The sequence below is a fragment of the Nonomuraea candida genome, assembly GCF_000725485.1.
Classification (GTDB): Bacteria; Actinomycetota; Actinomycetes; order Streptosporangiales; family Streptosporangiaceae; genus Nonomuraea; species Nonomuraea candida.
Map to the genome: position 1 here is coordinate 25,861 of NZ_JOAG01000057.1, position 22,949 is coordinate 48,809.

Here is a 22,949-nt window from a genome sequence, read left to right on the forward strand (position 1 = left end):
GCGGTGGGTCAGGAGTGGTCGCCGGCGCGGCCCCAGGGGTCGTAGTCGACCTCCAGGGGCTCCTGCGGCGGGCGCTCCTCCTCGGGCACGTGCTGGAGGTTGACCCGGACGCGATACCACACGCTGCTGCGCCCCCGCATCCCGTCCACCAGCACGTCGGCGGGCTCCAGCCGGGCCGCGGCCTCCGGGTGGCGGCCCTTCCACCGCTCGAACCCCGCCATCGCCTCGTCCTTGTGCTCGGCCCTGGCGATCTCGATCACCGGCATCGTCTGCTGCCTGCGGCCGCTGCCCTTGGGCGGCTTCGGCGCGGGCCCCAGCTCCTCGGCCAGCTCCAGCAGCCCGTCGAGCGAGCCGGGGTGCAGGTCCATGTCCTCCCACGGGTCGCCGCGCTCGGCCAGCCGCGCCGGCACGGTGTCGATCGTGAACGCCCCCGGATCGCAGTCCGGCACCTCGTCCCAGGTCAGCGGGGTGGACACGCGGGCGTCGGGCACGGCCCTGACCGAGTAGGCGGAGGCCACGGTGCGGTCGTAGGCGTTCTGGTTGAAGTCCACGAACACGCCGTGCCGCTCCTCCTTCCACCACCGGCTGGTGGCCAGATCGGGCGCGCGCCGCTCCACCTCGCGCGCCACCGTCTCGGCCGCCTTGCGGACCTTCGCGAACGGCCAGCGCCGCTCGATGCGGGCGTAGACGTGGAAGCCGCGCGAGCCGGACGTCTTGGGCCAGGCGACCAGCCCGTGGTGGGCCAGCACCTCGCGCGCCACCTGCGCCGTGCGCAGCACGTCGGCCCACGCGACGCCGGGCACCGGATCGAGGTCGATGCGCAGCTCGTCGGGCCTGGACAGGTCGTCGGAGCGCACCGGGTGCGGGTTGAGATCGACGCAGCCCAGGTTGACCACCCACAACACCTGCGCCAGGTCGGTGCAGACCACCTCTTCCGCGCTCAGCCCCGACCGGTATTTCAGCTCGGCCACCTCGATCCAGTCGGGCCGCTTGGCCGGGGCCCGCTTCTGGAAGAACGCCTCCTGCTCGATGCCGTGCACGAACCGCTTGAGCACCATCGGCCGCCCGTGCACGCCGCGCAGCGCCGCCTCGCCGACGGCCCGGTAGAACCGGAGCAGGTCGAGCTTGGTGTGCCCGGACCGTGGGAAGACCACCTTGTCGGGGCTGGTGATGCGGACCTCACGCCCGGCGACCTCGATGATGTCAGGCATGTAGGTCACGATACGCGGGCCGACCGACAACCTCCGGCAACCGCGTCCGGCCCCTGGAACGCGCCCGCCGGCCAGGACCCGGCCCGGACGGCGGGCCCCTGCCGGCGAGCCCCGGAAGCCGCCCACGCCCGCCGCGAACCCGGACCCTTCTCCTCCCTACGAGCCCCGGAAGCCCCCACGCCCGTCGCGAACCCGGACCCGTCTCCCCCTTACGGGTCCCGGAAGGAGCCGTGGCGGCCAGCGCCGGCGGCGAACCTGGCGGCGCCCTCCGAGGCGTCGGGCAGCGACACCAGCCCGTGCCGCAGCTCGTTCCGCATGGCCGCGGCCTCCTCCAGCCCGTCCTGCTCCAGCGCCGACATCCGGTCGCCGCGCAGGCACGCCTGCGGGAACCGGGCGATCTCCCCGGCCAGCGACTCGGCGTGCCGCCGCGCGGCGCCGGTGGGCACGAGCCGGTTGACCAGCCCCCACGCGTACGCCTCCGGCGCCTCGACGGGCCGCCCGGTGAGGATCATGTCCATGGCCCTGGAGGAGCCGATGAGCCGCGGCAGCCGTACGGTGCCGCCGTCGATGAGCGGCACGCCCCACCGCCGGCAGAACACCCCGAACACCGCGTCCTCCTCGGCCACCCGCAGGTCGCACCAGAGCGCCAGCTCCAGCCCGCCGGCCACGGCGTGCCCGGCGACGGCGGCGACGACCGGCTTGGTCAGGCGCAGCCGGCTCGGCCCCATCGGCCCGTCGCCCTCCTCGCCGACGTGGTTGTCGAGCGCCTTGAGATCGGCGCCGGCGCAGAACGTGCCGCCCTCGCCCCACAACACGGCGACGGCCGCGTCGGACGCCTCGAAGCCGAGGAACGCCTCGGCCAGCGCGTCGGCGGTCTTGCGATCGACGGCGTTGCGCGCCTCCGGCCGGCTGATCACCACGGTGACGACCGGCCCCTGGCGCTCCACGCGTACGGTCATGCGACCCTCCTCGGGGAAACGTGCGGGTTCACCTCGGGGAACGTGCTGAGCGTACGTCGATGCCCGGACCGGGGCCAGCGACCGGCGATGTGAATTATGCGCTACCAGATAAGGCAGGATTCGTTGCGGACTCAGCCATGGCTGCGTAGTAGCCACCGAAAGACCAGGCACCCAGCCCTGACATGCTCACGTCAGCTGACTACGTCGATCTATCGGCTCACAAGCAGGCCGGCCTCGTGCAGGCGGGTGAAGGCACCTCCGATGTCGCCAGGGGTGAAGATCCGCTGCTTCCGGGGGCTCCACGCGGCCATCTCCCTCACCAGGGCGCCAGGATCAGTGGCCTCCGCCGACTTCATGGCCAGAAACTGAACGCTGGCAAGCAGCTCCATGCCCTCGGGATACTCATATCCCACGACGGCACGACGGACCACTTCCCACGCCTGCTGGAATGCGACATCGTCGGCAACTGCCGACTCCGCGGCAGCGGCTGCCTCTGGCTGAATCTCCATGACGGCTCTGGCGCCCAACGTGCCATCCCCGTACCCGAGGAGATAGTGGCCTTCCATCGCCGCCAGCTCTCGGTTGAGCCCAGGAGAGAATGGGCCGTAGAGATGCGGTGTGAAGCGCAACCCCAGATCCAGCCCCGCACACTGCACAAGGTAGGGAACCTTGTGCGCCTCCAGCAGGGACAGGCGGGGCATCATGGACACACCCGACTCGAAGGCGAGAGTCACGTATCTGGACAAGGCTGAGATCAACCGACTTCGATCCAGCGTGAGCGGAGGCCGCTCCACCCCCGTCACCATGTCCTGGGGATGCGGTGTTCCTGGAACGTAGACGCGGACGTCCAGGTCGAGACCACCGAGCTTCTCGAAGATCAGCGGCCGCACGACGGACCATTGCAACCCGCCGTTCCCACAACCGAGGGGAGGCACGGCAACGGCCTGGATCTTGAGATCAACCAGAAGGGCCGCCAGGTCGTCAAGCCCGGCGACGATGTCATCGAGGCGGGAGCGCTGCCGCCAATGACGTTTCGTCGGAAAGTTGAGCACCCAGCGATCAGTGCCCTCGATCCGCACCGGAAAGATCCTTCCGGGTCGTAGTTCGCCACGGGCGCAAGCTTCGGCGTAGGCGGTGAAGACATCCGGAAACGCCCTCTTGAACTGAAGCGCGATGCCCTTGCCCATGACACCGACCAGGTTGACCGTGTTGACAAGTGCCTGAGCGTCATCCCGCAACAAGTTGCCGCTGACTTCCGTGATCAATTCACTTCACCCCCTTGGCCTTCATTATTGCCCATCGAACACAGTTTCCAAAGTCACGAGAAGTACCAGTGCGCCCGCGCCGCCACGACGGGACGTTCCCGAGCAGCGACGATCTTGCGCACGGTATCGGCCAAGGACTCATTCTGTGTGTACACGTGGGAAAAGACGGCCCACGGCACATGCTCATGGACCAGCAGCTCAGCCATCCGACGTTGCATCCGGGACCCGTCCTCGTCCGTGTTGGCCCAGTATTCCGCCCGCATGAGCGCCCAATCTATATGGGCGAGCAGTTCATCCCGCTCGGTGGCGAATCGAGCCGTTGCCAGGGCCGCATTTCGATCACTCGCCACCCAGGGCAAGTTCAGAGCCACGATGGCGGAGAGTCTGGTCACAAGGTAGACCAAGGGTGTTTGTCCCGCTCCGTAGCCGCGCACCCCACCGCTGTTGATCCTGAACAGCATGGGAGAGCGCGGGGCGAAGTAGAAGGGCACGTAGTCAGCGACCACGCCCATCGGTCCCCTGGGAACCGGTCGTGCCCGCCGGAGTTCCTTGATCCCCGGCTCGGCGCACTCTACGGACAGTGGTGGCCGGCGAGTGTCGGCCACCAGCCCAGTCTGGACAACACTCGCCAGATTGTCCACGTGAGTGAAATGCAGCAACCACGGATCGTGCGTGTCCATCATCGAGCAGGAGCATAGCCGTGCCGATAACCCCTACTGGTCGCCTTCTCCGGTTCTGGCGATCTCGCTGCGCCCGAGTTCGTCTTCACCGCCACCACCGAGGTACCCGGCAACGCGCCGATCCGGTCACCGCCGATAGCACAATCGCCGACGCGTCGGTCACCTGAGGTCAGAGCGTGGCCGCTCCCGCGAGGAGAGTGTCGAGGGGGTCCTCGGAGGGGCGGTCGATGCCGCGCAGGGGGCCCGGGTCGGTGAGGTGGGAGTCGGCGTAGAGGCGGGCCACGAGTGCCTTGCGGTCGTCGTCGAGACCCCAGGTGGCCTGGTCCTCCAGCAGCGCGGCGGCGTAGACGTCGGCCATGAACTGCGCCAGCGGGTACAGCCGCGCCTCGGCCGTCGCCGGCGCCAGCCCCGACCACGCCTCGACGGCCTTGGCGAGGTCGTCGACGCGGGCGCGCACCAGGCCGGAGGTGGCCAGCGCGCGCAGGTGGTCGAGGAAGGGCAGGTGGGCGCGTTCCTTGAGGATGGCGCGCCGCACGTCGAGGCAGAGGATGTTGTCGCCGCCCTCCCAGATCGGGTTGACCTGGGCGTCGCGCAGCAGCCTGGCCACCGGCCACTGCTCGATGTAGCCGTTGCCGCCGTGCACCTCGATCGCGTCGCTGGCGGCGGTCAGGCCGAGGCGGGCGGCGCGCAGCTTGATCAGGGCGGGCGTGAGGCGCAGCCGGGGCCCGAGGTGCCCGTCGAAGACCATCGCCTGCGCGGCCTCGACCTCGACGATCAGCTCGGCGAGCTTGCGGCGCATCAGCGGCTGCTCGACGAGCGGCCGGCCGAACGCCTCGCGGGCGCGGGCGTAGCAGATCGACTCGGTCAGCGCCCGCCTGGCCACGCCGAGGCCCATCATGGCCACGCCGAGCCGGGAGGCGTTGGTGAGCTTCATCATGGTGCCGAGCCCCGAGCCGGAGCCCTCCCCCGCCAGCAGGAACGCCTCGGCGCCGGTCAGCTCGACCTCGGCCGAGGCGACGGACCTGGTGCCGAGTTTGTCCTTGAGGCGGCGGATGCGCACGCCGTTGCGGCTGCCGTCACGCCGCTCCCACAGCACCAGGAACGGCGCCACCGCCCCGCCCGGCATCCTGGCCAGCACGACGAAGGCCGAGCCGTTGGCGTTGGAGGCGAACCACTTGACGCCGGTCAGCAGCCACGCGTCGCCGGCCGGGGCCGCCTCGGTCTCCAGCGCGGCCAGGTCGGAGCCGCCGCTGCGTTCGGTGAACAGCTGCGCGGCCTCGCCCGAGTAGAAGCCGTCGGCGAAGATCTCGCGCACCCGGTCGCGCACGTCCGCGGGCGCGTGCTTCTCGGCGAGCGAGACCACCATGCCACCGCCCGTGCCGAGCGCGCAGCCCATCCCGATGTCGGCCTGGTCGAGCAGGTACGTCCACGCGGCGCCCAGCGCGGCCGGGTCCGCCCCGTTCGCGCGGGCCTGGCCGGCGAAGGACGGCGAGGTGAAGTTGTCGGCCATCAGCGCCCGCCGGGCGGCGTGGAACGACGGCGGCATGACGACCGCGCTGACGTCTCTGCCCCACTTGTCGTACTTCTCCAGCCGCGGCGGGTTGCGGTCGGTCTCCTCGGCGCATTCGGCGACGAGGCCGCCCATCAGCGCGCCGAGCCGGTCGAGGTGCGGCTCCGCCCAGGCGAAGCCGTCGCCCAGGTGCCGCCGCATGAGCAGGCGGAGCGTGGGGTCGCAGCGCCACCAGTTGCGTCCGGCCGCGCCCTGGTAGCGCTCGGTGGCGTAACGGTCACCGCGGTCCCCGCGGTCGAACGGTTCGATGAGGTACCGGCCCATACCCGCGAGTGTTACATATACTCGACACGCGATGGAAGAGCGTAACAACACGTTGAGCGCGCGGTCGGCCGTGCTGAGCGCGCTGCTGGGCAGCCACCCGCCCCGCCTGTCCGCCCGCCACCTGGTGCGCATCGGCGCGTTGTTCGGCATCGCCGAGGGCACGGTCAGGGTGGCGCTGTCGCGGATGGTCGCGGCCGGCGACCTGCTGCAGGCCGGCGGCCACTACACGCTGTCGGAGCGGCTCGTCGCGCGCCAGGCCAGGCAGGACGAGAGCCGCGACCCGCACACCCGGCCGTGGGACGGCACCTGGGAGGTGGCGGTGGTCACCGCCGAGCGGCGCGCCCCCGCAGACCGGGCCGCCCTCCGGCACACGATGGGCACGCTGCGCCTGGCCGAGCTGCGCGAGGGCACCTGGCTGCGGCCGGCGAACCTGGTGCGCGACTGGCCCGAGATCGTCACCGCGCAGTGCACGCTGATCGACGGCCGCCCGCACGACGACCCCACTCCCCTGCTGTGGGACCTGGACGGCTGGGCGGCCGAGGCGCGGCGGCTGGAGCGGGCCCTGGACCGGGCGGAGGGGCTGGCCGAGGGCTTCCTCGTCTCGGCCGCCGTGCTGCGCCACCTCCTGGCCGATCCGCTGCTGCCCGGCGAGCTGCTGCCCGGCGACTGGCCGGGCCGCGAGCTGCGCGAGCGCTACGACGACTTCGACCGCCGCTACCGAGAGGTGCTGCAGGAGCATCTCAGAGGCTGACGCCTCCCGCCGTGCCGCAGGAGCACCTCAGAGGCCACCACCCCCGCCGCGGAGCCCGCGCGTCCTCAGAGGCTGACGCCGAAGACCGTGCGCTTGCCGGGGTACTCGCTGACGCTCCACAGTTTGCCGTCCTGCACGGTCAGGTCCTCGGGCCCGATCGGGAAGGGCCGGGGGGCGGGCTTGCCGTCCGCGTACACCAGCAGCTTGCCGTTGTTGGTGGAGCCGGCCGACTGGCTCAGGTACCACCGCCCGTCGTACGACATCGCGCCCTGGATCTTGGGGTGCCCCATGATGAAGGCGTCATCGGGCGCCCCGCCCTCCATGTCGAGCTTCCACCGCCCGACCCAGGCGTCGGGCTCGCGGTCGGTGTACTCGCCGGTGATGAGCTTCGGCGTGTCGCCGCTGCGGTCGACGGAGACGAAGGAGAAGTGCCGCCCCTCCCGCTCCACCTGCCAGAAGTCGGTCTGGGGGATGATGTAGCGGTAGCCGAAGGCGTGCAGCCTGCCGCCGTGCCGCCCGACGCGCCCGCCCTCGCCCAGGTCCCTCTGGGTGGTGCGCAGGTCGAGCAGGTTGTTGAGGTCGAAGACGCGCAGCCCCCGCTTGGTGTCGGCGACGTAGAGCAGGTCGCCGAAGCAGGCGATGCCGCCCGCGTGGATGTCGATCGGCCCGAACGAGCCGTCCGGCTTGGCCAGGACCAGCAGCGCGTGCTGATATCTCAGGGACTTGGGGCTCAGGAACGACACCCTGATGCCCCGCTCGCCCCCCTGGGGCTTGTAGTACCAGCTCACGATGAACGCCGGCACGCCGATGGCCCCGGAGTCCTCGCTGCCGGTCAGGCCCTGTGGATACCAGTCGGTGGTCTCCTGGTCCTTGTCGTCGAAGGCGTACCACTGGACCGGCTTCGGGCGCATGGAGCCCATCGCCGCGCCCGCCCCCTTGTTCTTGCCGGTCCGGTTGGCCTGCGCCAGCAGCGCCTCGACGGACGTGCTCCCGACCTCTTCCGCCAGCTTGGCCGCCCCTTCCGCCAGGTCGCCCGTCGCCCGATTAAGGACAAAGGCCGCCGTATCGGTCGGAACCATCCCCGTTTCCGCCATGTCTTCCTCACCTTTTCCGTCTCTTGACCAGTTTGACGGAACAGGGCGGAGCCTGGTTGGCCTTTCATTTCCACAAATACACGGGCGTACCGGAGAGCGCCAGCTCGCGGTAGCGCCGGACCAGCCGCCGCCGGTCGCCGCCGAAGCGCGCCAGCGCCTCGCGCTGCCAGGCCGAGCCGGTGCGCCGCAGCCGGGTGCGCTGCGCGATGACCTCCAGCGAGCGGTCGGCGTCGTGCGGCGTGACCCCCGCCTTGAGCAGCCCTTCCCGCGCCAGGGGCAGCAGGGACAGCACCAGCTCGGCGGCCTCGTGCTCGCCGTCCATGCCCGGCCAGGAGAGCTTGGCGTCCAGCCCGTGCATGGCCGCGCGGTAGAAGTTCTGGTACGCCGTCGCGAACCGGTAGCCCGTCAGGTCCCGCTCGGCCTGCGACAACGTGAGCCCGAGCAGGAAGGCCGTGTTCGCCGCCATGTCCGCGCACGAGGGCCCGGCGGGCAGCGCGCGCAGCTCGATGCGCAGGTGGCCGCCGTCGGCGGGGTCGTAGACGGGGCGGTTCCACTGCCAGATCGTGCCCTGGTGCAGCCGCAGCTCGGGCACCTCGTGCCGGGCGGCGCCCTCGGTGAGGTCGGGCACGATGGGGTCGTAGTCGCGGACGTACCGTTCGAACAGCTCGTGCGCCCCCTCCCGCACCCAGTCGGAGCCGAACGTCACCCGCCCGTCCCTGCGCTCGCGCCGCTGCACGTCGCGGTCGTCGGCGGCCTCCTCCATCAGCGCGATGCGCGTCTCCTCCCACAACTCGCGCCCCAGGAAGAACGGCGAGTTGCCGCACGCCGCCAGCACCGGCCCGATGGCGAGCTGCGCGGCGTTGAACAGCCGGGCGAAGCGCTCGGGCGGGGTGCGGATGTGCACCTGCCAGGAGGTGTTGGCGCTTTCGAGGATCACGTCCTCCACCGACAGCTCCAGGTCGTCGATCTTGACCAGGAACGGTTCCAGCCGCAGCCGCCTGATGCCCCTGCTCATGGCCCGGTAGCGGTTCTGGTCGCTCATCGCGCCCCGTGTGAAGTCCTCGGTGTCGAGCGTGGGCAGGATGCCGATGGGCAGCGCGCCCCCGCCCTCGACCGCGCCGTCCACCTTGGTCATCGTCTCCTGCACCTCGGCGGCCATGGCCGCGAAGGGGCTGCCCGCCAGGGGCAGCGGGGTCAGGTTCACCTCTATGTTGTACCGGCCCAGCTCCAGCACCACGCGGGGGTCGTCCAGCGACTCCCGCACCTCGCTGTTGCGCGGCAGCGGCCGGCCGTCCTCGTCGATCAGGAACAGCTCCAGCTCGGCCCCGATCGTGACCGGACCCTGGCCGAAGCCGGGGGTGTCGAGCAGCTCCCGCAGCACGCCCAGCTGCTCCTGGATGCGCTCCCCGAAGCGGGCGTACTCCGCCTCAGTAAATCGCTCTTTATCCAGATCTCTTCCCATCACCACCATCTGTCCCGTTTTCCAAGATTTGAACGCGTCACCGGCGAACGGGCCGCCACCCTGCCCGGGGGCGCCCTCCCGGCGGGCCTTGCGCGAGCTGCGGCAATTGACCCTAAGCTCATGAGATGCGCGCGGTTGCCTTTGACATCTTCGGCGGTGAGCTCGACGTACGCGAGCTGCCCGACCCTGCCCCCGCCCCGCACGGGGCGGTGATCCGCGTCGAGGCGACCGGCCTGTGCCGCTCCGACTGGCACGGCTGGCAGGGGCACGACCCCGACATCAAGGTCCTGCCCCACGTGCCCGGCCACGAGCTGGCGGGCATGGTCGAGGCGGTCGGCTCCGACGTGCGCGGCTGGCGGCCGGGGGCGCGGGTGACCGTCCCGTTCATCTGCGCCTGCGGCGGCTGCGCCGCCTGCGCCACCGGCGACCAGCAGGTCTGCGAGCGGCAGACGCAGCCGGGCTTCACCCACTGGGGCTCCTTCGCCGAGTACGTCGCCATCGACCACGCCGACGTGAACCTGATCTCCGTCCCGGAGGACATGGCCTACGTCACCGCCGCCGGGCTCGGCTGCCGCTTCGCCACCGCCTTCCGCGCCGTGGCCCAGGTCGGCGAGGTACGCCCCGGCGAGTGGGTGGCCGTGCACGGCTGCGGCGGCGTGGGCCTGTCGGCCGTGATGATCGCGACGGCGGCCGGGGCCAGGGTGGTGGCCGTCGACATCAGCGGCGACGCGCTGCACCTGGCGGAGCTGGCCGGGGCCACGCACTTCGTCAACGGCTCGGCCGGCGACGCCGCGGCCCAGGTGCGGGAGCTGACCAGGGGCGGCGCGCACGTCTCCATCGACGCGCTGGGCAGCCCGCAGACCTGCGCCGCCTCGGTGGAGAGCCTGCGCCGCCGGGGCCGGCACGTCCAGGTCGGGCTGCTGCCGGGCGGGCCGACGCCGGTGCCGATGGACCGGGTGATCGGCCACGAGCTGCGGCTGCTGGGCAGCCACGGCATGGCCGCGCACGCCTACCCGCCGATGCTGGAGCTGATCAGGGCCGGGGTCCTGCATCCCGACCAGCTCGTCACCCGCACGATCGGGCTCGCCGACGCCGGCAAGGCGCTGGCCGCGATCGGCTCGGTGCCGGGCGTCACGATGATCACTCCTCGAGTTGCACCCTGAGCGTCCTGAGCACCATCGCCATCGTGCCGTAGTGGGCGACGAGCATGACCAGCTCGATCCGGCCCGCCACGTCATAGCGGTCGCACAGCGCCGCCCACGTCGCGTCCGTCAGGTCGCCGCCGTAATAGAGGTCGTCGGCGACCTGGAGGACGAGCTGGTCCTCGACCGACCACAGGGCGTCGGGCCGGCGCACCAGCTCGATCTCCTGCTCGGTCAGACCGGCCTCGCGCGCCCGGCGGGCGTGGCGGGCCCAGGCGTAGGCGCTGTCGCAGTGGTGGGCGGTGCGCAGGATGGCCAGCTCCCGGTCGCGGGCGGGCAGCGTGCCGTCCAGCAGCGCGCCGGTGTAGTGCCGCCACGCGGGGTAGATGCCTGGGTGGCGGGCCAGGGTGGTGCACACGTTGTACGGATGGGCCGCCGTGAAGTCGTCCCATTCTTCAGGAGGAAGGGGTCGTACCCGGGGTCTCATGGTCGCCAGCAGCTCCCCATCGGTCGATTAGGGCTTGACGCCTAAATACAGGTCCTTTTCATGATTGGGTCAATACGGCAGGATTAAGGGGCCCGCAAACGTTGCAAGCCAGGCCGACCGCAAGGACGCACGGTGATTCGAACGTTGCTCGCTGAGGACATGAACCTGGTACGAGGGGCGCTCGTGGCCCTGCTGGCCTATGAGGAGGACATCGAGGTCGTGGCCGAGGTCGAAAGGGGCGACCGTATTCTGGCCGCGGCGAACGCCTGCCGCCCCGACGTCGCGGTGATCGACATCGCGCTCCCCGGAAAAGACGGGCTGGAGGCCGCCGGCGAGCTGCACGAGAAGATGCCCGAATGCGGGGTGCTCATCCTGACCGGCGTGGGCACTCCTGGGCTGCTGAAAAAGGCGCTCGACGTGCACGTGCGCGGGTTCATGGCCAAGGACGCGCCGCCGGGGCGGCTGGCCGACGGCATCCGCAGGGTGGCCGAGGGCGAGCGGGTCATCGACTCCGAGCTGGCGATCGCGGCGATGCGCCCGGCGGAGGCGCCGCTGACGCCGCGCGAGCTGGACGTGATCGGGGCCGCGGCGGACGGGGCGTCGATCGGGGAGATCGCGGCCTCGTTATACCTGGCCGAGGGGACGGTCCGTAACTACCTGTCCAGAACCTCGGCCAAGCTGGGCGCGCGCAGCAGGATCGACGCCATCCGCATCGCCCGGGAGTCGGGCTGGATCTGACCCGCGGGGCCCGCGACCCGGGCCGCTTCCGGTCCCCGGTCCCGCGCGCGGGACCGGGGACCGGGCGAGCCGGATCAGCCCGCATCGGGCGGGCGGGGTCGGGCCGGGGCCTCGGGCGGGCAAGATCGGGTCGCGGTCTCGGGCGGGCGGGATCGGGTCGTGTGGGCGGACAGGAAGGCCAGCACGTCGGCGGCCAGGCCGACCGAGCGGCTGACCGCGCGGGCCCCGTGGCCCACGTCCGGCTCGTGCCGCAGCAGGATCGGCCGGTCCCCGCCGGTCGCCCACTGCAGCGCGGCACACATCTTGCGGGCGTGCATCGGGTCCACCCGCGTGTCGGCCGCCGAGACCGTGAACAGCGTCGCCGGGTAGTCGGTGCCCTTGCGCACGTGGTGGTAGGGCGAGTAGTCCAGCAGCCAGGCCAGGGCCTGCGGGTCCTCGGGGTCGCCGTACTCGCCGGTCCAGGAGGGGCCCAGGCCGCTGAGGTGGTAGCGGGCCATGTCGAGCAGCCCGGCCGAGCACACCACGGCGGCGAACAGGTCGGGCCGCTGGGTCAGCGCGGCGCCGACGAGCAGGCCGCCGTTCGACTCGCCCCAGACGCCGAGTTGTGACGGCGTGGTCCAGCCGTCGGCGATGAGCTTCTCGGCGGCGGCCACGAAGTCGTCGAAGACGTTCTGCTTGCGCTCCAGCATGCCGTCCCGGTGCCACGCCTCGCCCTCCTCGCCGCCCCCGCGCAGGTTGGCGATGGCCAGCACGCCGCCCGCCTCGACCCAGGCCAGCGAGTCGGCGGCGTAGCCGGGCATGAGGGGGATGCCGAAGCCGCCGTAGCCGCTGAGGATCGTCGGGCGCGGGCCGCCGTCGGACGGCTGCGCGACCACGACCATGCGGATGGGGGTGCCGTCGGCGGAGGCGTACTCGATGTGGTGGCTGCGCACGTCGGGCAGGGTGACCCGGCCGGGTGCGGCGGACCAGCGCGTGGTGGCGTCGGTGCGGGCGTCGTACCGCCAGATCTCGGGCGGGGTGACGGCGTCGGTGTAGGTGAACCACGCCTCGGGGCCGCCCTCGGGGCGCGAGGTGAGCGAGGCGATCGTGCCGCTGCCGGGCAGCGGCACCGTGCCCAGCCGCTCGCCGGTGCGGGCGTGGTGGATGACGATCTCGCCGACCGCGTGGCGGGTCCTGGACACCAGCAGCCTGTCCCCGTCGAGCAGCGTGAACGCCCCCAGCACCGCCTCCTTGTCCTCCGGGATCAGCTCCCGCCACGCGGTGGGCGTCTCCGGGTCGGCCACGCAGAGCCGGCGGCGCGGGGCGTCGCGGTCGGTGAGCAGGTACAGGCGGCCGTCACAGGCCACCGCGCCGGCCGTGCGGGCGTGCGAGCCCTCCTGCACGGGCCGGGGCCGCGGGTCGGCCGGGTCGCGGCGAGCCAGGTCGGCCAGCCAGAGCGAGCTGCCCGACGCGGTGCCGGACGAGATCGTCAGCCAGCGGCCGTCGGGGCTGATCTGCACGCCGTAGGAGATGCGGCCCCCCACGAACACGGGCACGTCGGCGTCGTGCGAGCCGATCCGGTGCAGGAACACGCCCTGCTGGAAGCGCACGTAGTAGAACGCCTCGCCGCCGGGCAGCCAGGCGACCGCCGAGTAGCGGCAGCCGCCGATCGGCCCGTCCACCAGCGAGCCGGTGGCCACGTCGAGGACGTACAGGTCCGCCTTCTCGTCGCCGCTGCGCGAGATCTGGTACGCCAGCCGCCGTCCTTCCAGGTCGGGCTGCCAGTCGTCGAGCGTGGTCAGCCCGGTGGGGTCGAGCTCCATGGGGTCCAGCACGACGCGGTCGTCGCAGCAGAGCACCGGGTGTTCCTGGGAGGTGGACTGGCGCAGGTGGAAGCGCCGGCCGCCGCGCCAGGCGGGCGGGGTCACCAGGCCGGTCTCCCGCAGCTCGGTCAGCCGGGCCAGGAACGAGGCGCGCCGGGGCAGCCGGGCCGCGCTGTCGCGCCACAACCGGTCCTGGGCCTTCAGCCAGTCCTGGGTGCGGGGGTCGCTGGGGTCCTCCAGCCAGCGGTACGGATCGTCGATCTCGTGGCCGTGGCGGCGGTCGGTGAGGGGAAGGCGTTCGGCGGGCGGATAGCTGTCTGGAAATCTCATGACACGGGCTCCGGGTGCCAGTGGCCTGCCAGGTCGGCGTACAGAGGGGAGTTCCGCACCAGCTCGTCATGGGTGCCGACGGCGACCTGGGTGCCGTCCATGAGGAGGATGCGGCGGGCGCGCAGGGCGGAGGTGAGGCGGTGGGCGATCACGATGAGCGTGCCGCCCCGGCGCGCGAACGCGGCCTCGGCCCTGGCCTCGGCGGCCGGGTCGAGGTGACAGGTGGCCTCGTCGAGGATGACGAGGGAGGCGGGGGCCAGGTAGGCGCGTACGAGGGCGACGAGCTGCCGCTGCCCGGCCGAGAGGGCGCCCGGCTCGACCCGCGCTCCGTATCCGCCCAGTTCGGCCACCAGGCGGGCGGCGCCGACGGCCTCGACCGCCGCGTCCACCCGCGTCAGGTCCTGCCCGGCCTCCTGGGACGGGGCGTGGTAGAGCAGGTTCTCCAGCAGGGTGCCGCGGAAGACGTACGCCTCCTGCGGGATCAGCACCCGGGCGGCGGGGTCGAGCCGGTCGGCGGGCACGCCGCCCACCAGCACCTCTCCCTCGCCGGGCCGCAGCAGGCCGCTGACCAGGGCGGCGAGCGTGGACTTGCCCGCCCCGCTGGGCCCCACGACCGCCAGGTGGTCGCCCTCGGGCACGACGAGGTCCAGGCCCTCGACGACGGGCGCGGAGTGCGGCCCGTAGGCGAAGGTGACGCCGTCGAGCCGCACGTCGCAGGCGGGCGGCCGGACGCGGGGCCGGTCCTCGGGGGCGGGCGGGGCCATGTCCAGGATGCGGCCGAGCGAGACCGCGAGCCGGACGCCGCTGACCCCGAGCCCCTGGACGAGCCCGCCCAGCGCGGGCGCCAGCGACTGGGTGACGTACGCCAGCGTCCCGACGATCACTCCGGCGCCGACGCCGCGCTCCAGCAGCCACGGCGCGCCGGCCAGCACCAGGACGACGGGCAGCCACCCTCCGGCGGCCAGCGCGAACGTGCGGGCGGCGGTGACCCGGGCGACCCCGCGCGCGGCGGCGGCCTGCGCCCCGACCCGCAGCCCCAGCCGCCCCGCCACCCGCTCCCGCAGGCCGCACGCCTCGATGTCGCGCAGCCCGCCGGCCACCTCGGTCATGGCCTCGGCCAGCCGCTCGTCGGCCACCAGGTACGCGCGCTGCCGGCGCGCCAGCGCGGGCAGCGAGAGCAGGAACAGCCCGAGCCCGGCCAGGAACGGCGGCAGCACCAGCACCAGCGTCTCCGGCGCCAGCGTCGCCAGCCCCAGCACCACGCTGACCACGGTGAACACGAACCCGCGCACGGTGGTGACCACGGCGGCGAAGGCGTCCCTGGCCAGCTCGACCTGGAGCCCCGCCCGGGCCACGGCGGCGCTGTCGCGGCCGCCCTCCACCCGCAGGGCGCCCTCCACGACGTGCGTCATGAGGTCGTCCCTGAACGGCTCCGCCACCGCCGCCACGGCCAGCACGACCTGCCGCGCGGCCACGGCCCCGACCAGCCAGGCCAGGCCGAGCGCCGCCAGCCAGGCGAGCCCGGTGAGCGGTTCGGCCCGGGCGAACCCGTCCTCGATGGAGCGGGCCACGGCCAGGCCGATGAGGAAGGCGGGCGCCGCCTCCAGCACCGACCACAGCCCGAGCTTGACGAGGTGGCGCGGCTCGCGCCGCAGCGCGCGGACGAGCGGGCGCACGGCGGCCCCGCGCATGGTCATGACGCAGCCCCCTGGATGCTCATTGGGCGTTCACCTGGAAGACCCGGCGGTAGGCGGGGTCCTGCCACAGCTCCTGGTGGGGCCCGCGGGCGCGGACCTTGCCGTCCTCCAGCCAGACGACCTGGTCGGCGCGGGCGGCGGTGGCGAGCCGGTGGGCCGCGATCAGCCGGGTGCGGCCGCGCGGGTCGGTGGTCAGGGCCCGGCCGACCTGGCGTTCGGTCACGGTGTCGAGGCTGGAGGTGGCGTCGTCGAGCACCAGCAGCCGCTCCCCCTGGGCGAACGCCCTGGCCAGGCCGATCCGCTGGCGTTCGCCGCCGGACATGGGGGCTTCGGCGAGCGGGGTGTCGTAGCCGAGCGGGAGCCGCCGGATGAACGCGTCCGCGCACGCGTCCCCGGCCGCTCCCGCGGGCTCCGGCCCGATGGCGTCGCCGATCGTCTCGCCGACCAGGACCGGGCGTTCGAAGGCGTACCCGATGGCCCGTCGCAGCTCCTCTTCGGTCAGCTCGGGGAGCGGGACGCCGTCGAGCAGCACCGCCCCGCGGTCGGGGTCGACCAGCCGCCCGGCGAGCGCGGCGAGCAGCGATTTGCCCGCCCCCGACCGTCCGACCACAGCCGTCACCGAGCCGCCGGGGATCGTGAGGTCGCCCACGGTCAGGCCGTTCACGGCGACGTCACGGAACTCCAGGGCGCCCGGCTGGTGCGGCGGGACCGACTTGTGCGGTGCGGCCGTCTCGGGCGGCGGGACCGTCCCGGGTGGTGCGGCCGTCTCGGGCGGAACGGGCGGAAGGGTGCGGGTGCCGTGCGCGACGGGCGGCACGGCGAGCACCTCGGCCACCCGGCCGGCCGCGGCCCGCGCCCTGGCCAGGCCGCTGACGTGGCCGAGGGCGGTGCTGAGCGCGGCGCCGAGCACCGCGTAGCGGGCGGCGGCGTACAGCTCCCCGACGGTGAGCTGGCCGGCGGCGAGCATGAAGCCGCCCACGGCGAGGACGGCCACCTCCAGCAGCGGCACGACCAGCCCCGACCGGACGGCGGCCGAGGCGTTGGCCCGCCACAGCTCCATCCCGTGCGCGCGCAGCTCGGGCAGCGGCGCGAGCACGCGCCGCGCCTCCCTGCCGGCCGTGCCGGCCGCGGCGATCGTGCGCGCGCCGGCCAGCGCCTCCACGAGCCGGGCGGCGATCTCCCCCTGCAGCTCCTGGTAGCCGCCGGCGATGGCGGTCGTGCGGCGCAGGAACGCCCGCAGGACGAGCAGGATGACGACGATGCCCGCCCCGAGCGTCAGCGTCAGGACGGGGGCGATGAGCGTGAGCGCGACCAGCGCGCCCACCGTGGGCACGACGAGGGCGAGCGCGCTGGTCACCGTCTCCGGCGCTCTGCCGACCTCCTCGGTGTTCAGGCCGGCGCGGGTGACGAGCTCGCCTTCGGGAAAGCGGCGGGTGGCCGCGGAACCGCTGCCGAGCACGTGCCGCAGCAGGCCGGAGCGGAGGGTGGCGGCGGCGTGCGCGCCGCTGGCGCCGCGCGCCCACACGCCGAGGCTCTCGCAGAGCATGACGGCGGCGACCGCGCACACGCAGAGGGTCAGCCAGGGGGTGCCGCCCGGCGGATTCGCCACGAAGGCGTCGACGGTGCGGCCGATCAGGTACGGGAGCGCCAGCTCCCCTGCCGCTCCGACGACGGCCGTGACGGCCAGGACGACGGGCCATGGGCCGCCGCGCCGCACCGCGCCGATCACGAGGCGATCCGCTTCCCGCACGCCGCGCCTCCTCAGCTTGTGACGTCCCCGCGCCGTGACGGAGACGGCGCGGGGACGGGGTTCATCGCATATCAGTGGCAGAGAGCGACACTGAGGTTGCTGGGCTTGCCGGAGTGGCAAGAGAGAACGGTCAGCGTGCTGCCGCCGCTGGCCACGTCGCTGGCCGCGGGAGCCTCAAGACCCTGCAGGTCGAGAAGTACCATGTCGTGCACCTCCTTCCGTGGTGTTGTCGGGGGCAGGCCGCTCGGGTGCGGCCTACAGGAACGGCAGTGGGCAGGGTTCGTCGCCCATCGCCGAGGCGAGGGCGAAGAGCACGCCGGCCGTTCCGGTCGCGAAATCCATGGACAGGCGAAGGAGCTGGTCGCCGGGGAAGGCCAGTCCCCCGGCGTACGGCAGCGCGTGCCACCGCAGCCCCTTCACCAGTGCCGGCACGTCGCCCGCCCGTGCCGCGATGAGCCCGGCGCGCCCGGTGAACAGGCCCGCCTGGACGAAGAAGCCCGCGCGCCCGGCCAGCCGCAGCTCGGTCAGGGCGGTGGCCAGCTCGTCGTCGTGCCGGTGCCGCAGGTAGCGCTCCAGCACCAGCGCGATCCCGGCCGACCCCTCGTCCAGGTACGGCAGCAGCCGCCACCCCTGGTTCACCTGGAGCGAGCCGTCCTCGGCGTGGCGGCAGCGCCGCAGGTCCTGCCGGAGCGCGGTGGCCGCCAGGTCGAGCAGGGCCGGGTCGCCGGTGTGCTCGTAGGCGTGCAGGAACAGCAGCGCGGGCCCGGAGGAGCCGTGCATGAGCCCGGCGCGCGGGTTGGTCCCGCCGCTGATCTCGGGCACGGTGGCGTCGAGCCGCTCGGCGCAGATGTCCACCGCGCGCAGGGCCTGGCCGGTGTGGCCGAAGTGGAGCAGGTTGAGGCCGATGCCGGACAGGCCGGACAGCAGGGCCGACTCCAGGCGGTCCCACTTCTCGCGCAGGCACGCCGCGATCAGCTCCTGGGCGTCGTCCTGGTGGCCGAGCAGGCCCAGCACGTACGCGATGCCGTGCAGCCCGTCGTACAGGCCCAGGCCGGAGCCGCGTACGGGGCGCAGCGCGCGGTCGCGTAACCAGCGTTCGTACTCGGGGTAGGGGCCGAGCCCGGCGCGGGCCAGGGCGAACAGCACGCCGGCCGCGCCGTGGGCGAGGTTGAGCCCGCCGCCCGGCTGGAACTGGGCCACGTCGCCGGGGAAGAGCCGGTCGTCGCGCTCGGGCGTGGCGGCGGCCGTGATGGCCCGGGCCATGGCGTCGCGCAGCTCCGGCCAGCCCGCCTCGCCCGGCATGGGCACGCCGGCGTCGTACGCGGCCGGGGCGGGGCCGCCCATGATGGTGGCCACGGCGTCGTCGATCAGATCGGCGGGCACCGGGAACGTCTCCTTGACGATCTCCCCGAGGTGCACGACCTTGGCCCGGTGCAGCGGCAGCATGATCGTGCACTGCGGCGCGAACAGGCCCAGGCGCAGGCAGGCCAGCGCGTACCGGTCCACGTCCACGCCCTGCCGGTCGGCGGGGGCGGCGAAGGCGGGGTGCGCGAGCGCGGCGCGGGCGCGTTCGTCGGCGAGCGTGGCGACCTCGTAGTCGATCAGCGCCACCCGGCCGTCGTCGGCGAGCAGGATGTTGTCGGGGTGCAGGTCGCCGAAGACGACCCCGCGCTCGTGCAGCGAGGCGACCGCCCGCGTCACGGTGTCCAGGGTCTCGACGGCCCAGGAGGTGTACTCGGCCAGGTCCTGCTCGGTGCAGGTGGCGCGGGTCAGCGGGTAGCGGTGCACCAGCCGCCGCTGGAGCGGGGTGCCGTCCACGAACTCCTGCACGAGGAAGTGGTGCTCGCCGAGCGTGAAGTAGCCGCGCGGCTCGGGGGCGGCGGACAGGCCCGACAGGCGTTCGAGCACGTCGCGCTCGTGCTCGACGCGGGCGACGGCGTCGCGGCCGGCGGCGTCGAGCCCGGCGTGCGGCCTGGCCTCCTTCAGCACCACCCGCTCGCCGGTGCGCTGGTCGCGCCCCAGATAGACGCCGCCGCCGTTGGAGAAGTGCAGGACGCTCTCGATCGTGTACGGCAGGCCGGCCGTCGTCACGGCGTTACGCGCGGCGAGCTGCGGCTCCAGGAAGGCGGGCAGCGTCGTCCACGGCGGCACCGAGAACGTGGCCCCGCGCACGTCGGGCACGAGCCGGCCGTCGCCGTCGATGACGGCCAGCACCCGCTCGCCGGAGGGGGAGAGACAGTGCCGCTCGGCGAAGCCGCCGTAGCGCACGAACAGGGGTCCGGCGTTGTAGCGCAGATCGCTGAGAATGTACGGCCCGCGCACGTCGCGGAGTAACTCGTCGAGCTCCTTGAGCACGAGTTCGAGCTGCGCCTCGTCCCTCGGGTAAATGGTGACCAACTTGCCGCTGGAGGCCCGGGAGGCGGCCTTGGAGTTCACCATGACCAGCACCGGCAGGCCGCGCAGGAACTTGAAGGCGATGCCGCGCGGCATGCAGTAGTCCCAGACGGCCTCGATGGCCTTCTCGGCGTCCTCCACGCGGGCGGAGACGTGGATTTTCCAGCCCTGCATGGGAAGGGGCGGCGTGTCGCCGGGGGCGTAATAGCACCAGGTGTCGGTGAGGGCGGTGGACCAGCCGGCGGGCACCGGCCTGCGCAGAATGGGAAAGTCGGCGTCGTCGGCCGTGCTGTGCTCCAGCGTGTCGTAGAAACACGGGTCAACAAGGCAATAGAGCTCGTACTTGTCCATCTGGCGGGGACCTCCGGGGCGGTGTGCTTAGAGCCTGCCGCCCCGGGCGCCGATCCGGCTAGTCACATTGTGCAGCCAAATTACGTGCCTATGTAACAGCCATTTGTGACGTCCTCACTATTCACCGGGCGCCGTGTCATTTTTTCATGCGGTCATTTCTTGTGCGGCACGTACACGCTGAAGGTGAACTGCCCGGTCCTGGACGAGGTGGCCTCCAGCCAGCCCCCCAGGCCGGAGACGCGCTCGGCCAGGTTGAGCAGGCCCTGGCCGGCGTCTCCCGGGCGGCGCGGCGGGCGCACCCCGTCGTTCCTGATCGTCAGGCGCACCATCTGGTCACGTTCCAGCAGGTGCACCGAGCACTGGCGGGCCTCGGCGTGCCGCAGCACGTTCGTCACGCCCTCGCGCAGGGCGTGCGTGAGGGCCTCCTCCACCTCGTGCGGCAGGTCGCGGCAGGCCACCCTGATCTGGCAGCGCACCCGCGCCGACTCCAGCAGCGAGCGCGCCGAGCCCAGCTCGGCCGCCAGCGAGGAGCTGCGCAGGCCGTGGGCCACGGCCCGCACGTCGGAGGAGAGCACGCGCAGCAGCTCCAGCGTCTCGCTCACCTCGTCCCGCGCCTTGGGGTCCCGCTCGGCGATCAGCCGCTCCAGGAGCTGCACCTTCAGCACCAGCACCGTGAGCCGGTGCCCGACCAGGTCGTGCAGGTCGCGGGTGAAGCGGCGGCGCTCCAGCACGACGGCCTTGCGCATGACCTCGGTGCGCGCCTCGGCGAGCTGCCCGGCCCGCCGGGCCAGGCTCACGATGGCGTACTCGGCCACGCCGGCCAGCGGCGCGGCCAGCGCCCAGACCGGGTCGATCATGGTGGCGTCGGGGGCGGCCAGCATCACGGGCCCGCAGGCCAGCGCCAGCAGCACCAGCACGATGGAGCGGATCCGGCCCGCCATCACCAGCAGCGCGCCCGTCAGCAGCCCGCAGACCGGGGTCCACGCCGCGCCGAACACCGTCAGCGGCAGATACGTCAGCCACGCCTGCACGGCCACGATCCACCACGAGCCGGCCCGGCGCGCCGGCGTCTCGGTGATGAACTTCACGTGCAGCACCAGCAGGACGAGCAGCGTCACCGCCCCTTCGACGACCCTCCCCGCCCCGGCCAGCCCGGCCAGGACCGCCACGGACAGCCCCGCGATCCCCGCCACCAGGCCCGCCCGGCCCGCCCAGCGCGGAGATGAAAGATCGTCGAGCTTGGCACGCGCCCGGGACAACAGTCCACGGTGTGTGTCCTCCACCTCACCCCCGGTATGCGTCGGGTCCGCCACGTCGCTCGGCCGCCCACCGTTTGTAACGTTCCTCTAATCGACCTGATCAGCATCGCCCGTGTAAAGGTCGTTTCCGCTTTTGGACACGCCTGACTTCCCGTCCGCCCACTCGGTTAACCATGCATTCGGGCCATATGGTGAGCGGTATGGATTACACGCGGCTCGGTAAATCAGGTGTGAAAGTTTCGCGGGTTTGCCTCGGCATGATGAGCTACGGCGACCCCGCCCGGCAGGAATGGGCGCTGACCCGGGACCGGGCGGAGCCCCTCGTGCGCAGGGCGGCCGAGGCCGGAGTGACGTTCTTCGACACCGCCGACTACTACAGCGGGGGCGAGAGCGAGGTCGTGACCGGCGAGGTGCTGCGCGGGATCTTCCCCAGCCGGGAGGACTACGTGCTGGCCACGAAGGTGTACTTCCCGATGGGCAGGGGCGTCAACGACCGGGGGCTGTCGCGCAAGCACATCCACGCCGCCATCGACGCCTCGCTGCGGCGGCTCGGCACGGACTACGTGGACCTCTACCAGATCCACCGCTGGGACGACGAGACGCCCATCGAGGAGACCATGGAGGCGCTGCACGACGTGGTCAAAGCGGGCAAGGCCCGCTACCTGGGGGCCTCCAGCATGTGGGCCTGGCAGTTCGCCAAGGCGCAGCACGTCGCCGAGCGCAACGGCTGGACGAGGTTCGTCTCGATGCAGCCCCACTACAACAAGTACTTCACTTCATGCGGCATGAGGGATGGGCTTGCACTAGCTGCATGATCGTCCCATATTCATCCTCCGACCTGCACCTTTGCCGGTACTGAGCCAGGTACGTGTGTCCATGCATGATCGGCAAGTGCTCTGACGGCGACAACTTTCTCTACAGGGTCAAGGCGTCGGCGCTGCGCGCCGCCGCGCGGGCGGCAGGACGGCCGCCCTCCCCGCCGGGCATGCGGCCTGGGAGCCGGTCCCGGCGGGAGCGGCCAAGCCGCCCGCAGTCAGGTGTACAGGCCGGGAGCGCCTTACTTCGGAGCGGCCTCACGATCGCCAGAGCCGGGCTGATCTCGGTTTCGGGCTGGGGGCGATCGACGGTCCAGGACTTCGTTCCTCAGCCCTGGCCCACCGCACCAGCGGCTGACCTGCTTGCTAGCGAATCTCGGATCGGGTGACTACGAGCGCGGTCCACTCGTCGAGCGAGAGTTCATAGACGGAAGAAAGCTCCTGCATGCTCTCTGCGCTTGGAACGGCCAGTGCGCGCTCAAAGTCGTTGATCGTCGATTGGCCGATTCCGGTCCGCACGCTGACCTCTTTCTGCGAGAGTCCCGCGTTCTCTCGCGCGTCACGAAGTTGGCCGGCCAGCCTTCCTTCAGGACCCGGCGGGAGACTGGACGGACGAGGAGTTGCCGACCGTGACGTCTTGTTCGTCTCGGAAGCGACCTGTGAAGAGTTCGCATAGGTCGCGATTCCACCTGACAGGAGCCCAATGACGATCAGGGCAGCCAACACAAGCCAGATGAAGCCAAACCCACCAGCATCGGAGCTGGCCGTAGGCGCGGGAGCGGCAGCGGCGGGGCCGCGTCGCTTGTGGGCTCTAACCCGAACGATCTTGCCGCTCCTGAGACGCCGCAAGTGGGACCGGACGGAAACCATGGAGCGAGGTTAAGCGGTGCCTCCGACACTTCCTCGACGGAATAAACATGGAGAAAGC

At 72.3% G+C, this 22,949-nt stretch carries 19 protein-coding genes; 4 read left to right on the plus strand and 15 right to left on the minus strand.

What is annotated here, in order from left to right:
• Nucleotides 1-8: 8 nt before the first annotated feature.
• From ligD to IO39_RS38635, 5 genes are all read right to left on the minus strand, one after another.
• Nucleotides 9-1,211, minus strand: a complete 1,203-nt coding sequence (gene ligD / locus IO39_RS38615) for a non-homologous end-joining DNA ligase (protein ID WP_043634787.1) — start codon at nucleotides 1,209-1,211, stop codon at nucleotides 9-11.
• A gap of 209 nt (nucleotides 1,212-1,420) precedes the next feature.
• Nucleotides 1,421-2,170, minus strand: a complete 750-nt coding sequence (locus tag IO39_RS38620) for a crotonase/enoyl-CoA hydratase family protein (RefSeq protein WP_043634723.1) — start codon at nucleotides 2,168-2,170, stop codon at nucleotides 1,421-1,423.
• Nucleotides 2,171-2,379: 209 nt separating this feature from the next.
• Nucleotides 2,380-3,435 (minus strand): type II toxin-antitoxin system antitoxin DNA ADP-ribosyl glycohydrolase DarG, encoded by a 1,056-nt coding sequence (darG, locus tag IO39_RS38625; protein ID WP_043634726.1) that lies wholly within the window; start codon nucleotides 3,433-3,435, stop codon nucleotides 2,380-2,382.
• Between the two features lie 53 nt (nucleotides 3,436-3,488).
• Nucleotides 3,489-4,118 (minus strand): type II toxin-antitoxin system toxin DNA ADP-ribosyl transferase DarT, encoded by a 630-nt coding sequence (gene darT, locus IO39_RS38630; protein ID WP_084774226.1) that lies wholly within the window; start codon nucleotides 4,116-4,118, stop codon nucleotides 3,489-3,491.
• A 166-nt stretch (nucleotides 4,119-4,284) separates the two neighbouring features.
• Nucleotides 4,285-5,949 carry an acyl-CoA dehydrogenase family protein gene (locus tag IO39_RS38635; RefSeq protein WP_043634730.1) on the minus strand — a complete coding sequence of 555 codons (1,665 nt, stop codon included), beginning with the start codon at nucleotides 5,947-5,949 and terminating at the stop codon, nucleotides 4,285-4,287.
• A 31-nt stretch (nucleotides 5,950-5,980) separates the two neighbouring features.
• Between IO39_RS38635 and IO39_RS38640 the strand changes: the two genes are divergently transcribed.
• Nucleotides 5,981-6,700, plus strand: coding sequence for a PaaX family transcriptional regulator C-terminal domain-containing protein (locus tag IO39_RS38640; protein ID WP_043634733.1), 720 nt, complete (start codon nucleotides 5,981-5,983; stop codon nucleotides 6,698-6,700).
• Between the two features lie 65 nt (nucleotides 6,701-6,765).
• Here IO39_RS38640 and IO39_RS38645 read toward each other — a convergent pair whose 3' ends face one another.
• Both IO39_RS38645 and IO39_RS38650 read right to left on the minus strand, forming a co-directional pair.
• Complete coding sequence (locus IO39_RS38645; RefSeq protein WP_043634736.1) at nucleotides 6,766-7,779, minus strand: hypothetical protein; 1,014 nt, start codon at nucleotides 7,777-7,779, stop codon at nucleotides 6,766-6,768.
• Between the two features lie 79 nt (nucleotides 7,780-7,858).
• Entirely contained in the window at nucleotides 7,859-9,256 is a 1,398-nt protein-coding gene (locus IO39_RS38650; protein ID WP_043634792.1) for a glutamate-cysteine ligase family protein, read from the minus strand.
• Nucleotides 9,257-9,381: 125 nt separating this feature from the next.
• Here IO39_RS38650 and IO39_RS38655 point away from each other — a divergent pair, with 125 nt between their 5' ends.
• A complete protein-coding gene (locus IO39_RS38655) occupies nucleotides 9,382-10,419 on the plus strand; it encodes a zinc-dependent alcohol dehydrogenase family protein (protein WP_043634739.1) in 1,038 nt (345 codons plus the stop codon).
• Here IO39_RS38655 and IO39_RS38660 read toward each other — a convergent pair.
• Complete coding sequence (locus tag IO39_RS38660; RefSeq protein ID WP_043634742.1) at nucleotides 10,397-10,885, minus strand: carboxymuconolactone decarboxylase family protein; 489 nt, start codon at nucleotides 10,883-10,885, stop codon at nucleotides 10,397-10,399. The two genes, IO39_RS38655 and IO39_RS38660, sit on opposite strands and share 23 nt — an antisense overlap.
• 132 nt (nucleotides 10,886-11,017) lie before the next feature.
• Between IO39_RS38660 and IO39_RS38665 the strand changes: the two genes are divergently transcribed.
• Complete coding sequence (locus IO39_RS38665) at nucleotides 11,018-11,623, plus strand: response regulator transcription factor (protein ID WP_043634744.1); 606 nt, start codon at nucleotides 11,018-11,020, stop codon at nucleotides 11,621-11,623.
• A gap of 74 nt (nucleotides 11,624-11,697) precedes the next feature.
• Here the strand turns inward: IO39_RS38665 and IO39_RS38670 are convergent, their stop codons facing one another.
• The 6 genes from IO39_RS38670 to IO39_RS38690 all read right to left on the minus strand — a co-directional run bounded on the left by IO39_RS38670 (nucleotide 11,698) and on the right by IO39_RS38690 (nucleotide 21,206).
• Complete coding sequence (locus IO39_RS38670; protein WP_063765427.1) at nucleotides 11,698-13,755, minus strand: prolyl oligopeptidase family serine peptidase; 2,058 nt, start codon at nucleotides 13,753-13,755, stop codon at nucleotides 11,698-11,700.
• Entirely contained in the window at nucleotides 13,752-15,452 is a 1,701-nt protein-coding gene (locus tag IO39_RS38675; RefSeq protein ID WP_084774228.1) for an ATP-binding cassette domain-containing protein, read from the minus strand. The genes IO39_RS38670 and IO39_RS38675 overlap by 4 nt, the downstream gene beginning before the upstream one ends.
• Before the next feature lie 19 nt (nucleotides 15,453-15,471).
• The gene (locus IO39_RS38680) at nucleotides 15,472-17,202 is read right to left on the minus strand and encodes an ABC transporter ATP-binding protein (RefSeq protein ID WP_043634747.1); all 1,731 of its coding nucleotides are present in this window, start codon (nucleotides 17,200-17,202) and stop codon (nucleotides 15,472-15,474) included.
• 71 nt (nucleotides 17,203-17,273) lie between these two features.
• Nucleotides 17,274-17,405 carry a SapB/AmfS family lanthipeptide gene (locus tag IO39_RS55285; RefSeq protein WP_103955008.1) on the minus strand — a complete coding sequence of 44 codons (132 nt, stop codon included), beginning with the start codon at nucleotides 17,403-17,405 and terminating at the stop codon, nucleotides 17,274-17,276.
• A gap of 52 nt (nucleotides 17,406-17,457) precedes the next feature.
• Entirely contained in the window at nucleotides 17,458-19,947 is a 2,490-nt protein-coding gene (gene lanKC, locus IO39_RS38685) for a class III lanthionine synthetase LanKC (RefSeq protein WP_043634750.1), read from the minus strand.
• A gap of 152 nt (nucleotides 19,948-20,099) precedes the next feature.
• A complete protein-coding gene (locus IO39_RS38690; RefSeq protein WP_157549544.1) occupies nucleotides 20,100-21,206 on the minus strand; it encodes a sensor histidine kinase in 1,107 nt (368 codons plus the stop codon).
• 257 nt (nucleotides 21,207-21,463) lie between these two features.
• Between IO39_RS38690 and IO39_RS38695 the strand changes: the two genes are divergently transcribed.
• Complete coding sequence (locus IO39_RS38695) at nucleotides 21,464-22,021, plus strand: aldo/keto reductase (RefSeq protein WP_500690341.1); 558 nt, start codon at nucleotides 21,464-21,466, stop codon at nucleotides 22,019-22,021.
• 366 nt (nucleotides 22,022-22,387) lie between these two features.
• Here the strand turns inward: IO39_RS38695 and IO39_RS53435 are convergent, their stop codons facing one another.
• Complete coding sequence (locus IO39_RS53435; protein ID WP_084774230.1) at nucleotides 22,388-22,891, minus strand: helix-turn-helix domain-containing protein; 504 nt, start codon at nucleotides 22,889-22,891, stop codon at nucleotides 22,388-22,390.
• Between the last annotated feature and the right edge of the window lie 58 nt (nucleotides 22,892-22,949).

Excerpts from the sequence above, each read along its gene's own strand:
- ligD (WP_043634787.1), bottom strand. The coding sequence starts at position 1,211 with ATGCCTGACATCATCGAGGTCGCCGGGCGTGAGGTCCGCATCACCAGC.
- IO39_RS38620 (WP_043634723.1), bottom strand. The coding sequence starts at position 2,170 with ATGACCGTACGCGTGGAGCGCCAGGGGCCGGTCGTCACCGTGGTGATC.
- darT (WP_084774226.1), bottom strand. The coding sequence starts at position 4,118 with ATGATGGACACGCACGATCCGTGGTTGCTGCATTTCACTCACGTGGAC.
- IO39_RS38635 (WP_043634730.1), bottom strand. The coding sequence starts at position 5,949 with ATGGGCCGGTACCTCATCGAACCGTTCGACCGCGGGGACCGCGGTGAC.
- IO39_RS38640 (WP_043634733.1), top strand. The coding sequence starts at position 5,981 with ATGGAAGAGCGTAACAACACGTTGAGCGCGCGGTCGGCCGTGCTGAGC.
- IO39_RS38645 (WP_043634736.1), bottom strand. The coding sequence starts at position 7,779 with ATGGTTCCGACCGATACGGCGGCCTTTGTCCTTAATCGGGCGACGGGC.
- IO39_RS38650 (WP_043634792.1), bottom strand. The coding sequence starts at position 9,256 with ATGGGAAGAGATCTGGATAAAGAGCGATTTACTGAGGCGGAGTACGCC.
- IO39_RS38655 (WP_043634739.1), top strand. The coding sequence starts at position 9,382 with ATGCGCGCGGTTGCCTTTGACATCTTCGGCGGTGAGCTCGACGTACGC.
- IO39_RS38660 (WP_043634742.1), bottom strand. The coding sequence starts at position 10,885 with ATGAGACCCCGGGTACGACCCCTTCCTCCTGAAGAATGGGACGACTTC.
- IO39_RS38670 (WP_063765427.1), bottom strand. The coding sequence starts at position 13,755 with ATGAGATTTCCAGACAGCTATCCGCCCGCCGAACGCCTTCCCCTCACC.
- IO39_RS38675 (WP_084774228.1), bottom strand. The coding sequence starts at position 15,452 with ATGACCATGCGCGGGGCCGCCGTGCGCCCGCTCGTCCGCGCGCTGCGG.
- IO39_RS55285 (WP_103955008.1), bottom strand. The coding sequence starts at position 17,405 with ATGGTACTTCTCGACCTGCAGGGTCTTGAGGCTCCCGCGGCCAGCGAC.
- lanKC (WP_043634750.1), bottom strand. The coding sequence starts at position 19,947 with ATGGACAAGTACGAGCTCTATTGCCTTGTTGACCCGTGTTTCTACGAC.
- IO39_RS38695 (WP_500690341.1), top strand. The coding sequence starts at position 21,464 with ATGATGAGCTACGGCGACCCCGCCCGGCAGGAATGGGCGCTGACCCGG.
- IO39_RS53435 (WP_084774230.1), bottom strand. The coding sequence starts at position 22,891 with ATGGTTTCCGTCCGGTCCCACTTGCGGCGTCTCAGGAGCGGCAAGATC.